This window comes from Winogradskyella eckloniae (assembly GCF_013249045.1).
In the GTDB taxonomy this organism is placed as follows: domain Bacteria; phylum Bacteroidota; class Bacteroidia; order Flavobacteriales; family Flavobacteriaceae; genus Winogradskyella; species Winogradskyella eckloniae.
In genome coordinates, this window is sequence record NZ_JABRWP010000002.1 from 491536 (window position 1) to 503324 (window position 11789).

Here is an 11789-nt window from a genome sequence, read left to right on the forward strand (position 1 = left end):
GATACCTGTTTTCACAGGCATTAAAAATTATGTCAACAAAAAATTGGCCCTTATGGGAAGTCTTCGTAAGAAGTAAAAACGGATTAGAACATCGTCACTGCGGAAGTCTACACGCAGCAGACGAAGATATGGCTTTAGAAAATGCACGCGATGTCTACACAAGAAGAAGCGAAGGTGTTAGTATTTGGGTGGTAGAATCTAAACACATTACGGCATCCAATCCAGAAAACAATGGAGAGATGTTTGAACCTGCGCAAGACAAAGTCTATCGTCATCCAACATTTTACGATTTACCAGACGAAGTGAAGCACATGTAATGCGGAACTTGAAGTCGAATTTGAAGTTGAATTTAAAAAAGAAGAATGAAAGAAAATAAATTTGATTTAACAGAGCGACTAGAAAATTTTGCAGCTGCAATTATTATCCTGTATGATAAAAAACCATTGTCTTATGCTGGAGATTATTTAGCAAAACAACTTATTCGTTCTTCCTGTTCTTCCGCTTTAAATTATGGCGAAGCTTTAGGTGCAGGAACAAGTAAGGATAAAATAAATAAACTAAGAATTTCTTTAAAGGAATTGAGAGAGAGTCAAAGAAACTTGAATATCCAATCTAAGGCTCAATTATTTTCAGAAGAAAGTCTTTCAAATTTAAAAGACGAAAATGACCAATTAATAAGAATCATGGTCACTAGAATTAAAAACATTAATTAGATTTTTTTGAATTCGAGTGCGTTTTCAACTTCGACTTCAATTTCAAATTCAATTTAATATGAAACAAAACCTATACAAATACATCCTAGGAATCGCAGACAACAGTCTAATCCTTGGTCAAAGACTAGGAGAACTTACAGGTCATGGACCAAGCCTAGAAACAGATATTGCTTGTACTAATATTTCTCTAGACTTTTTTGGTCAAGTACGAAGTTATTATCAATATGCAGCAAAAATTGCAGGAGATAAACGAACGGAAGATGATATTGCAATGCTTCGTAAAGAGAGAGAATATGTAAATGTGTTATTAGTAGAGCAACCAAACACCAATTTTGCATATACTATTGCACGTCAATTTTTATTTGATGTGTATCACTTTCTGTTTTTAACGGAATTAGAAAAGAGTAAGGATTTAACGCTTTCCGCAATTGCAACAAAATCGCTTAAAGAGGTAAGTTATCATCAACGTTTTTCTACCGATTGGTTAAAGCGTTTAGGAGATGGAACTACAGAAAGTAAAGAGAAAATGCAAGAAGCTATTAATGATTTGTGGACCTGCACAGACGAGCTTTTTCATCAAACCGAAGCAGATAAAGCGATGGTTAAAGATGGAATTGGAGTAGATGTTACCGCGTTAAAAGAAGTGTATTATAAAAAAGTAAATGAAATTTTAGAAGAAGCAACCTTAGAAACTCCAGAATCAAAATGGTTTCAAAAAGGAGGGAAACAAGGTATTCATACAGAACACTTAGGATACTTGTTAAGCGATTTGCAATACATGCAAAGAACTTATCCAAATATGGAATGGTAAAGCCCATCTTAAACTTCCCAAAGGGAAGAAGTTAGACTATGAATAAAACAGAACATATAACCCGTTCGAGTGAAAACTCTTCCCCTTTGGGGAAGGTGGATGGGGCTTTTGTTGCCATTTTAGAGTCAGTCTCAGATCCTGAAATTCCAGTATTATCTATTATGGATATGGGAGTTGTACGTTCTGCTGTTATCGAAAATAACATCGTAAAAGTTGAAATCACACCAACTTACAGTGGTTGTCCAGCAATGGATGTTATTGGAGACGATATAAAAGCAGCATTAAAAACTGCAGGATACGATTCCGAAATCGAATTGATTTTAGCACCAGCTTGGACAACCGATTGGATTACACCAAGAGGACGAAAAGCATTAGAAGATTACGGAATTGCAGCACCTTTAAATGCAGAAGCAGATAAAGAGGTGCTATTAAACGGAAAGCGATTAGTAAAATGTACTAATTGTAGTTCCACAAATACAAGATTAGTAAGTCAGTTTGGTTCTACAGCATGCAAAGCACAATTTCAGTGCGACGATTGCCAGGAACCTTTTGATTATTTTAAATGTTTAAAGTGATAATTTGTTATCATCCTGAACTAGTTTCAGGATCTCATCAATAGTAGAAATATACGTCAGTTCAAGTGAATTTGCGTTTTTGCAATTTTGTATTGAGAACCTAAAATAAAATTGTGTTTTGTCATTCCTGCGAAGGCAGGAATCCACAAATAAAAATAAACATATGAGTAAAAGCATTCTTTTAAAAGTAGAAAATAAAATAGCGTACATCACGCTAAACAGACCAGAAGTATTTAATAGTATAAATAGAGAAATGGCATTTCTATTTCAAGATACTTTAGATGCTTGCGAAATAAATTCAGAAATTAGAGCCATTGTAATCACAGGAGCAGGAAAAGCATTTGGTGCTGGTCAAGATTTAAAAGAAGTTACAGATCCAGACTTAAATCCTGGTTTCAAAAAAATATTAGACGAGCATTATAATCCAATAATAACAAAAATCCGAGCGATTAAAAAACCAATTATAGCCGCAGTAAATGGCGTTGCAGCAGGAGCAGCAGCAAATATTGCATTGGCTTGTGATATTGTTGTTGCACATGAAAAAGTGAATTTTATTCAAGCATTTAGTCTAATAGGCTTAATTCCAGATAGTGCTGGAACCTATTTTTTGCCAAGATTAATAGGGTTTCAAAAAGCACAAGCATTAGCCATGTTGGGCGATAAAATTTCTGCAGGCGAAGCAGAAAAAATGGGAATGATTTATAAAATGATTCCATTGGAAAGCTTTGAAGAAGACGTAAATAAGCTCGCTTTAAAATTAGCAAACATGCCAACTTTAGCCTTAGGAAAAATTAAAGAAGCATTCAATGCGTCATTAACCAATACTTTAGAACAACAATTGGCTTTAGAGTCTAAATTACAGATAGAAGCAGCAAGTACTAACGATTATGCCGAAGGCGTTGCTGCATTCATTGAAAAAAGAAAACCAAATTTTAAAGGGAACTAAAATTATTAACGTGAGTATTGTCCCCTTGAGGGGACTTTAGGGGTGTTTTTGTTTAGAATAAAAGCGCTACAATATAGAATGAAAAACAAAATAATTCCATACAATTCAAAATTAAAAGAATACGCTAGAGCACTAAGAAAGAATAGTACTTTGGCGGAAGTGTTGTTATGGGAAAATATTAAAAACAAAGCATTAGGAGTGCAATTTCACAGACAAGTCCCAATGTTAGATTATATCGTAGATTTTTATTGTCATGAATTAATGTTGGCGATAGAAATAGATGGGAATTCTCATGATTTCAGATATTTTGAAGATGCAAAAAGACAGAATAAACTAGAAAATGAAGGTGTAGAGTTTATACGATTTTCTGACTTAGATGTAAAGAACAATATGTTTAGTGTTTCATTATCTTTAGAGGAAAAGGTAAAAGAATTGAAAACACCCCTAAAGTCCCCTCAAGGGGACAATACTAATCAGGAAAATAAAGTTGAATCTTTGAAGGAAGAATTAACTGAAACCCATAATAGAATAAAACCTTTTATTCACAAAACACCAGTATTAAGTTCTAGCTTAATAAATGAAATGGTTGGAACAAACGTTGTGTTTAAATGCGAGAACTTCCAAAAAATGGGAGCGTTTAAAATGCGAGGAGCAACAAACGCGATTTTATCCTTTTCTGATGAGGAAAGACAAAACGGAGTCGTAACACATTCTTCAGGTAATTTTGCACAAGCGGTTTCATTAGCAGCATTAAAATTAGCCGTGAAAGCTTATATTGTAATGCCGGAAAACGCACCGCAAGTCAAAAAAAATGCAGTTAAAACTTATGGAGGAGAAATTATAGAATGTGAATCCACACCAAAAGCAAGGGAAGCTACTGCGAATAAAATAAAAGAAGAAACGGGAGCTTCGTTTTTGCATCCATCCAATCAAGATGAGGTCATTTATGGCAATAGTACAGCAGCTATGGAATTGCTTGAGGAATATCCAGATTTAGATGTGATTTTAACGCCAGTTGGAGGAGGTGGACTCATTGCAGGAACAGCTTTGGCAGCACACTATTTTTCAAACAATTGTAAAGTTATTGGTGGAGAACCGATGGAAGCTGATGATGCGTATCGTTCTTTAATTTCAGGTAAAATAGAAACAAATGATAGTTTTTATACAATAGCAGATGGCTTAAGAACACATTTGGGTGATCGTAATTTCCCAATTATTCAAAAGCATGTGGATAAGATTATTCGTGTTGAAGAAGATGAAATTATAAATGCTATGAAATTGATTTGGGAGCGCATGAAGATTATTGTAGAACCTTCATGCGCAGTCCCATTTGCAGCAGTGTTAAAGAATAAGGAAGAATTTAAAAATAAGAACGTCGGCATTATTTTGTCGGGCGGAAATGTAGATGTAATAAACCTACCATTTTAAAGCGTCTGAGTATTGTCCCTAGAGGGGACTTTAGGGGTGTTTTAGAAAAAGTTAAGAACAAAAGTTTAATTAAAAGTTACCCACTTTCGTGGGCATAAACATGAACATAGGAATTATAGGTTCAGGAACCATGGGAAGTGGTATTGCGCAAGTCGCAGCAACTGCTGGTTGTACAGTTAAATTATACGATACTAATCAAGCAGCTTTAGATAAAGCAAAAGCGAGTTTGGAGAAAATTTTAAATCGTTTAATTGAAAAAGGTCGAATAGATACGGAAGAAAAAAACAGAATTCAAGGTAATATTCAATATATAGATAGTTTAAAAGATTTAGGAGATTCTAATCTAACTATCGAAGCAATTATCGAAAATTTAGAAATCAAACAAAAAGTGTTTTCAGAATTGGAAACTTATGTTTCTGAAAATTGCATCATAGCATCAAACACATCAAGTTTATCGATTGCTTCTATTGCAGCTTCATTACAAAAACCAGAGCGATGTGTCGGAATTCATTTTTTCAATCCTGCGCCTTTAATGAAATTGGTAGAGATCATTCCAGCCATTCAAACATCAAAAGAAGTTCTTGAGAAATCAATACAAACAATTTCAGATTGGAAAAAAATTGTGGCTGTTGCTAAAGATACACCAGGATTTATTGTAAATAGAGTCGCGAGACCTTTTTATGGCGAAGCACTTCGTATTTACGAAGAAGGATTGGCAGATTTTACAACTATAGACAATAGTTTAAAAAGCATTGGAAAGTTCAGAATGGGACCATTTGAATTGATGGATTTTATAGGAAATGATGTCAACTACACCGTAACCGAAACCGTTTTTACCGCTTTTTATTTCGATCCAAGATACAAACCAGCATTCACACAAAAACGCTTTGCTGAAGCAGGATATTTAGGTCGAAAATCAGGAAAAGGTTATTATGATTATGATAAAAATGGAAAGAAAGTAATGAACACTGATGTCGCGTCGAGCGCAGTCGAGACGTCTCTTTCAGAAACTATTTTCAACAGAGTCCTAGTCATGCTAATCAACGAAGCAGCAGACGCACTATTTTTAAATATCGCATCTGCTGAAGATATAGATAATGCCATGACCAAAGGCGTAAATTATCCTAAAGGATTATTGGCTTGGGCAGACGAAAAAGGTATCGATTGGTGTGTTGAACAGTTAGATGCTTTATATAGCGAATACCACGAAGATAGATACCGTTGTAGTCTATTATTACGAAAAATGAACAGAGAGAATAAAACGTTTTTTAATTGAAGAGGTATTAGAAAATAAGAATTAGGCATTAGTATGAAAAGTGATTATCATTTTAAATTCGAAGATTTATTAATATATCAAAAGGCTATGGATTTTGGAGAAATAGTAGATGTATTAGTGAAAAATTTCCCTAATCATGAACTTTATGCCCTTTCATCACAATTTAGAAGAGCAGCAGATTCTATAGCTTTAAATATAGCGGAAGGTTACCCAGGTTCTGATGCGCAATTTGTAAAGCATATTAATCATGCAATTCATAGCGCTAATGAATGCGTAAGTTGTAGTTCAAAAGCAAAAAGGAGAAAGTATATTAGCTTTGAAGAGAATGAAAATAATCGAAAATTAATTTCTGAATTAACAAAAATGATGTCCTCATTAAGGAAGAAAATTTTAGAACGAAATACGAAAAACTAATCCCTAATACCAAAAAACTAATGCCTTTATCTAGTGATAAAATCCCACATAAAATGCTTTCCCAAGATGCATACAGCACTTGGCTAGGAATAGAAATTCTAGAGAGCGAATTAGGTCGCTGTAAAGTAGCAATGACTATTAGAAAAGAGATGCTAAACAGTATGGGTAAAGCACATGGAGGAATTAGTTATTCCTTAGCAGATACGGCATTCGGATTTGCAGCAAACACACATGGTAAATATGCAGTGTCTATAGAAACAAGTATTAACCATATTGAAGCATTAGAAGAAGGTGATTATTTAACAGCAGAATCTGTTATAGAAAACGTAAAAAACAAACTAGGCTTTAACATTATTGAAGTCAAAAGAGGAGAAGAGTTAGTCGCACTTTTTAAGGGTGTTGTTTATAGAACTCAAAAAGATTGGGAATAAAAAAATAATATTAATTTGAAATAGAAGTTTCAATTTTCGACTTCAATTTCAATTTCAATTTCAAAGATGGAAACATACATAATAGACGGAATTAGAACACCAATAGGAAACTACAAAGGCACATTATCTGCTGTTCGTACAGACGATTTAGGCGCATTAGTAATCTCAGAAGTTGTAAAACGAAACCCAAACATCCCAAAAGAAGCCTACGACGATGTTATTATGGGTTGTGCCAATCAAGCAGGAGAAGACAACCGTAATGTTGCACGTATGTCTTCACTTTTAGCAGGATTACCATATACAGTGCCTGGAGAAACCGTAAACAGATTGTGTAGTTCAGGACTATCAGCAATTATTCACGCAAATAGAGCAATAAAAGCAGGCGATGGAGATGTTTTTATTTCTGGTGGTGTGGAAAACATGACACGCGGACCCTACGTTATGGCAAAACCTTCATCTGCATTTGGAGGCGATTCAAAACTATACGATTCTACTTTCGGATGGCGATTTATAAATCCGAAAATGCACGAAATGTATGGTACAGATGGCATGGGAATGACTGCCGAAAATCTAGTCGAAAAATATAATATTTCTCGCGAAGACCAAGATAAATTCGCACTTTGGAGTCAGCAAAAGGCAAGTAAAGCACAAGAAAACGGTCGATTAGCAAAAGAAATAGTAACAGTCGAAATTCCGCAACGTAAAAAAGACCCTATTCCATTTTCAAAAGACGAGTTTATAAAACCAACATCATCTCTTGAAGTTTTGGGAAAACTAAGAGCAGCCTTTAAAAAAGTAGGTGGAAGCGTAACCGCAGGAAATTCTTCTGGATTAAACGATGGTGCAGCAGCAACCATTATTGCAAGTGAAGATGCAGTAAAAAAGTACAATTTAAAACCATTAGCAAGAATTGTAAGTTCTGCAGTGGTTGGTGTCGAACCAAGAATCATGGGAATTGGACCTGTACAAGCCTCTAATAAAGCGTTAGAGAAAGCAGGTTTAACCATGGACGATATAGATATCATCGAGCTTAATGAAGCTTTTGCAGCACAAGCTTTGGCGTGCATTCGTGCTTGGGGATTGGCAGATAACGACCCAAGAATTAATCCAAACGGAGGAGCAATAGCTATTGGTCATCCGCTAGGTGTAACAGGAGCAAGAGTTGCCTATTCTGCAGCTTTAGAGTTGCAGGAGCAAAATAAAAAATACGCTTTAATTACCATGTGTATTGGTGTAGGTCAAGGGTATGCTTGCGTTATTGAAAGAGTCTAATTCCTGCGCAGGCAGGAATCTCTTAGTAAAAAGGAAATAAATTCTGGCTAAGAAAAAACATAGCAAGTAAGTGCGTTAGGGATTGAGGCATTTGTTGAAGCTCTTTTTTGTTTTTCACAAAAAAAGCGACTGCCGAAAGCCCGACCTTTAGGTAACGCCTAAATAGAATTAATAAATAAAAGATACCTGCCTTCGCAGGCATTTGATATGAAAAAAATACAACACTACGTCCAAGGTTCTTGGACCACAGGAAAAGAAGAAGGAACACCAATCTTAGATGCAGTAACAGGGGAAGCATTTACTAGTATTGCAATAGAAGGATTAGATGTTCCTGAAATTTTAAACTACGGACGAATCAAAGGAGGAGAAGTTCTTCGTAAAATGACCTTCCAAGAGCGTGGAAATATGCTTAAAAAATTAGCATTGTATCTTACCAAAAGAAAAGATGCTTTTTACGATTTAAGCTACAGAACAGGAGCAACCAAAGTAGACAGTTGGATTGATATTGAAGGAGGTTTTGGTAACCTGTTTGCCAACGCATCATTACGAAAATTATTCCCCAATCAACCCTATCATGTAGAAGGCGATGCTATCGATTTGTCTCGTGGTGGACGCTTTATGGCGCATCATATTATGGTACCTAAAAAAGGAGTAGCAGTGCATATTAACGCATTTAACTTCCCAGTTTGGGGAATGTTAGAAAAATGTGCGGTAAACTGGATGGCAGGAGTTCCTGCTGTGGTGTTGCCTGCACCTTCATCATCGTATTTAGCAGAAGCCGTTGCAAGGACTATTATAGATTCTGGAATTTTACCTGAAGGGGCTTTACAAATCATTAACGGAACGGTTAAAAATATTCTAGACACCGTAGAATCTCAAGATGTTGTAACCTTTACAGGTTCTGCACAAACCGGACGATTGCTAAAAGCACATCCAAGATTAATTCAAGAATCGGTGCCTTTTACTATGGAAGCCGATTCTTTAAATGCTTCCATTTTAGGAGAAGATGCCCTTCCTGGAACACCAGAATTCGACCTGTTTGTAAAAGAAGTTAGAAAGGAAATGACGGTTAAAGCAGGACAAAAATGTACAGCCATTAGACGCATCATTGTTCCTGAGAAATTAGTAGACGATGTACAATTTGCATTAGCAAAACAGCTAGATAAAGTAACTATTGGAGACCCAAGATTAAAAGAAGTTAGAATGGGTTCTTTAGTCAGTCGTCAACAAGTACAAGCAGTTCGAGATTCGGTAAACGATTTGTCAAAAGAAGCACAAATTGTGTATGGTAATTTAGACGAAATTAATACCCTTGGAGCAGATGCCAAAAAAGGCGCATTTATTAGTCCGATTGTATTACGAGCAGATAAGCCATTTCAAAATACAGTGATTCATGAGCGTGAAGCATTTGGACCAGTAAGTACCATCATGCCTTATAAAAATTTAGACGAAGCCATTACTTTAGCGCAAATGGGTAAAGGATCTTTGGTGTCTTCCATTGCTACCAATGATGATGCAATTGCTAAAGATTATGTAATAAATGCAGCATCGCATCATGGTAGGATTTTAGTTTTAAATAGAGAAAGTGCGAAGCAAAGTACAGGTCATGGTTCGCCATTACCATACTTAGTACATGGTGGTCCAGGACGTGCTGGTGGAGGCGAAGAAATGGGAGGCATGCGTGGAATTAAGCATTATTTACAGCGTACAGCCATACAAGGTTCGCCAACAACTATTACGGAAATTACTGGAATTTATCAGCAAAATGCAAAATACAAGGAAGCAGAACAGCATCCATTTCAATACCATTGGGAAGATATTCAACCAGGTATATCTCTAAAAACACACAAGCGTACGCTTACCGATAATGATATTCAGAATTTTGCCAATTTAACTTGGGATCATTTTTATGCACATACAGATATTACGTCTTTAGATGGTAGTATTTTCGAAAAGAGAACAGCGCATGGATATTTTATTATTTCTGCAGCAGCAGGATTGTTTGTGTATCCTAATAAAGGACCTGTAGCAGCTAATTATGGTTTAGATAGTATCCGATTTTTAAGACCTTTATATCATAATGATACTATTTATGTGCGTTTAACTTGTAAAGAAAAAGTAGATAGAGATGTTGCTTCTGCAGAACATCCAAGCGGAATTGTAAAATGGCACGTGGAGGTTTTTGATGCTAATTTTGAAAACCGTCCGGAAAGTCAAAAATCAGACAAAGATAGTCCGTTAGTAGCTGTTGCAACCATATTAACGATGGTTCAGAAAAAACAAGAGACTTTCGTTGAAATGACAGAAGAAAAAATTGAAGCATGTCTTTCTAATTTAAAAGCAGACGCGAAACCTAAATGGGGAATCATGACACCACAACACATGGTGGAGCATTTAGAATACACCTATAAAATTGCTTCAGGAGAAATTCAAGATTTTGAGATTGCCACACCAGATAAGATTTTAGACAAAGTGCATCATAGTTTATATGATTATAAAAAGTTTCCTAAAAATACTGCATTTCCACATTTAGAAAAGGACACATTAGAGGATTTAAAACATGCCGATTTAGAAACTGCGATTGAAAAATTTAAGGAACAAAGAGAAAAATATATAGAATTTTATAAAGAAAATCCAGAGGTGAAATTGAAAAATTTGGTTTTTGGAGAGTTAAATAAATACGAAGCGTATCTTTTAGAACGTAAGCATTTGAATCATCATTTTGAGCAATTTGGATTAATATAGTTTGTCATTCCTGCGAAGGCAGGAATCCACAACAGAAAAGAATTTTAAATTAGATTCCTGCCTACGCAGGAATGACAATAAAAAATAAAAATATGAGTGAACCTTATGTTAAGTTAGAAATAAAAAACGAAGTAGGATACATCCAATTCTTTCATCCAGCACACAATTCCTTACCAGGAAATATTCTGGCCGAATTAGCACAAACCATCACAGAAGCCGGAACTAATGATGCTATTAAAGTTATCGTGCTTAAAAGTGGAGGAGATAGAACCTTTTGTGCAGGAGCAAGTTTTAATGAACTTATTCATATTAATGATGAAGCTACCGGAAAAGTCTTCTTTTCAGGATTTGCCAACGTGATTAATGCCATGCGTAAATGCCCAAAATTTATTATCGGACGTATTCAAGGGAAAACCGTTGGAGGAGGTGTTGGTTTAGCTGCTGCAACGGACTATTGTATGGCTACAAAATTTGCAGCAATTAAACTTAGTGAGCTAAATATTGGTATTGGGCCATTTGTAGTTGGTCCTGCAATTGAACGTAAAATGGGATTAAGTGCCATGTCGCAAATTGCTATTGATGCCAACACGTTTTATACACCTGAATTTGCTAAAGACAAAGGATTATATACACATGTTTTTGACTCTACAGAAGCATTAGATGAAGCGGTAAAAACAACTGCAGAACATTTATGTACCTACAATACAGAAGCAATGCTAGAAATGAAAAAAGTATTCTGGCAAGGCACAGACCATTGGGATGAACTTCTTGCAGAACGTGCAGCAACAAGTGGAAGATTAGTGCTTTCAGATTTTACAAAAGAAAAACTAAAAGCATTTAAATAGGAGAATATTATTCAATATAAACGACACTGTGTTTTGGAATTGTAATGCCTTGTTTTAAAATCACAAAATCGGCAGTAACAGCCCAAATAGTGGTGTTAACACGTATTAATTTATTAGTGCTATCCATAAAGTAAATTCTAACTTTAGTTTTTAATAAATTACCTAATTGGGTTGCACGTTCTAAATAATGAGACCTGAGTTTTATTTTTTTCGGACTTTTTAGAACTTCATTATTTGAAAATTTTAATTGCGGAATATTCTCTTTTAATATAGTATATGATGGTTTTGAAATATTCATAAAATATAATGTTTTTGTAAAATAGTATGTTTAAA

13 protein-coding genes and 1 pseudogene are annotated in these 11789 nt (G+C 35.2%); 13 read left to right on the forward strand and 1 reads right to left on the reverse strand.

Going from position 1 to position 11789, the window contains the following annotated elements:
* Nucleotides 1-29 precede the first annotated feature (29 nt).
* The 13 genes and pseudogenes from paaB (at nucleotide 30) to HNV08_RS05130 (ending at nucleotide 11456) form a co-directional block, all read left to right on the forward strand.
* The gene (gene paaB, locus HNV08_RS05070) at nucleotides 30-317 is read left to right on the forward strand and encodes a 1,2-phenylacetyl-CoA epoxidase subunit PaaB (RefSeq protein ID WP_173280079.1); all 288 of its coding nucleotides are present in this window, start codon (nucleotides 30-32) and stop codon (nucleotides 315-317) included.
* A gap of 45 nt (nucleotides 318-362) precedes the next feature.
* Nucleotides 363-713: a four helix bundle protein gene (locus HNV08_RS05075; RefSeq protein WP_173280080.1), complete on the forward strand. Its 351-nt coding sequence runs from the start codon at nucleotides 363-365 to the stop codon at nucleotides 711-713.
* A 58-nt stretch (nucleotides 714-771) separates the two neighbouring features.
* Complete coding sequence (gene paaC / locus HNV08_RS05080; RefSeq protein WP_173280081.1) at nucleotides 772-1524, forward strand: 1,2-phenylacetyl-CoA epoxidase subunit PaaC; 753 nt, start codon at nucleotides 772-774, stop codon at nucleotides 1522-1524.
* Between the two features lie 38 nt (nucleotides 1525-1562).
* Nucleotides 1563-2099: a 1,2-phenylacetyl-CoA epoxidase subunit PaaD gene (paaD, locus tag HNV08_RS05085; protein ID WP_241697176.1), complete on the forward strand. Its 537-nt coding sequence runs from the start codon at nucleotides 1563-1565 to the stop codon at nucleotides 2097-2099.
* Between the two features lie 163 nt (nucleotides 2100-2262).
* Complete coding sequence (locus HNV08_RS05090; protein ID WP_173280082.1) at nucleotides 2263-3045, forward strand: enoyl-CoA hydratase-related protein; 783 nt, start codon at nucleotides 2263-2265, stop codon at nucleotides 3043-3045.
* A 78-nt stretch (nucleotides 3046-3123) separates the two neighbouring features.
* Nucleotides 3124-3438 (forward strand): annotated as a pseudogene (locus HNV08_RS16265) (endonuclease domain-containing protein); the annotation flags it as partial.
* Nucleotides 3439-3540: 102 nt separating this feature from the next.
* Entirely contained in the window at nucleotides 3541-4473 is a 933-nt protein-coding gene (locus HNV08_RS05100; RefSeq protein WP_173280141.1) for a pyridoxal-phosphate dependent enzyme, read from the forward strand.
* Between the two features lie 100 nt (nucleotides 4474-4573).
* Nucleotides 4574-5749: a 3-hydroxyacyl-CoA dehydrogenase NAD-binding domain-containing protein gene (locus HNV08_RS05105; protein WP_173280083.1), complete on the forward strand. Its 1176-nt coding sequence runs from the start codon at nucleotides 4574-4576 to the stop codon at nucleotides 5747-5749.
* 33 nt (nucleotides 5750-5782) lie between these two features.
* Entirely contained in the window at nucleotides 5783-6163 is a 381-nt protein-coding gene (locus tag HNV08_RS05110; protein ID WP_173280084.1) for a four helix bundle protein, read from the forward strand.
* Between the two features lie 20 nt (nucleotides 6164-6183).
* Nucleotides 6184-6594: a hotdog fold thioesterase gene (locus tag HNV08_RS05115; RefSeq protein WP_173280085.1), complete on the forward strand. Its 411-nt coding sequence runs from the start codon at nucleotides 6184-6186 to the stop codon at nucleotides 6592-6594.
* A 66-nt stretch (nucleotides 6595-6660) separates the two neighbouring features.
* Entirely contained in the window at nucleotides 6661-7866 is a 1206-nt protein-coding gene (pcaF, locus tag HNV08_RS05120; protein ID WP_173280086.1) for a 3-oxoadipyl-CoA thiolase, read from the forward strand.
* Between the two features lie 207 nt (nucleotides 7867-8073).
* Complete coding sequence (paaZ, locus tag HNV08_RS05125) at nucleotides 8074-10611, forward strand: phenylacetic acid degradation bifunctional protein PaaZ (RefSeq protein WP_173280087.1); 2538 nt, start codon at nucleotides 8074-8076, stop codon at nucleotides 10609-10611.
* Between the two features lie 92 nt (nucleotides 10612-10703).
* Nucleotides 10704-11456 carry an enoyl-CoA hydratase/isomerase family protein gene (locus HNV08_RS05130; protein WP_173280088.1) on the forward strand — a complete coding sequence of 251 codons (753 nt, stop codon included), beginning with the start codon at nucleotides 10704-10706 and terminating at the stop codon, nucleotides 11454-11456.
* A 7-nt stretch (nucleotides 11457-11463) separates the two neighbouring features.
* On the opposite strand, the gene HNV08_RS05135 is transcribed toward HNV08_RS05130, so the two are convergent.
* Nucleotides 11464-11754 carry a hypothetical protein gene (locus HNV08_RS05135; RefSeq protein ID WP_173280089.1) on the reverse strand — a complete coding sequence of 97 codons (291 nt, stop codon included), beginning with the start codon at nucleotides 11752-11754 and terminating at the stop codon, nucleotides 11464-11466.
* Nucleotides 11755-11789: the final 35 nt, after the last annotated feature.

What these genes read in the sequence shown, in the direction of transcription:
- paaD (WP_241697176.1), top strand. Translation starts at nt 1,563, where the DNA reads ATGAATAAAACAGAACATATAACCCGTTCGAGTGAAAACTCTTCCCCT.
- HNV08_RS05105 (WP_173280083.1), top strand. Translation starts at nt 4,574, where the DNA reads ATGAACATAGGAATTATAGGTTCAGGAACCATGGGAAGTGGTATTGCG.
- paaC (WP_173280081.1), top strand. Translation starts at nt 772, where the DNA reads ATGAAACAAAACCTATACAAATACATCCTAGGAATCGCAGACAACAGT.
- HNV08_RS05075 (WP_173280080.1), top strand. Translation starts at nt 363, where the DNA reads ATGAAAGAAAATAAATTTGATTTAACAGAGCGACTAGAAAATTTTGCA.
- HNV08_RS05110 (WP_173280084.1), top strand. Translation starts at nt 5,783, where the DNA reads ATGAAAAGTGATTATCATTTTAAATTCGAAGATTTATTAATATATCAA.
- HNV08_RS05115 (WP_173280085.1), top strand. Translation starts at nt 6,184, where the DNA reads ATGCCTTTATCTAGTGATAAAATCCCACATAAAATGCTTTCCCAAGAT.
- HNV08_RS05090 (WP_173280082.1), top strand. Translation starts at nt 2,263, where the DNA reads ATGAGTAAAAGCATTCTTTTAAAAGTAGAAAATAAAATAGCGTACATC.
- HNV08_RS05135 (WP_173280089.1), bottom strand. Translation starts at nt 11,754, where the DNA reads ATGAATATTTCAAAACCATCATATACTATATTAAAAGAGAATATTCCG.
- HNV08_RS05130 (WP_173280088.1), top strand. Translation starts at nt 10,704, where the DNA reads ATGAGTGAACCTTATGTTAAGTTAGAAATAAAAAACGAAGTAGGATAC.
- pcaF (WP_173280086.1), top strand. Translation starts at nt 6,661, where the DNA reads ATGGAAACATACATAATAGACGGAATTAGAACACCAATAGGAAACTAC.
- paaB (WP_173280079.1), top strand. Translation starts at nt 30, where the DNA reads ATGTCAACAAAAAATTGGCCCTTATGGGAAGTCTTCGTAAGAAGTAAA.
- paaZ (WP_173280087.1), top strand. Translation starts at nt 8,074, where the DNA reads ATGAAAAAAATACAACACTACGTCCAAGGTTCTTGGACCACAGGAAAA.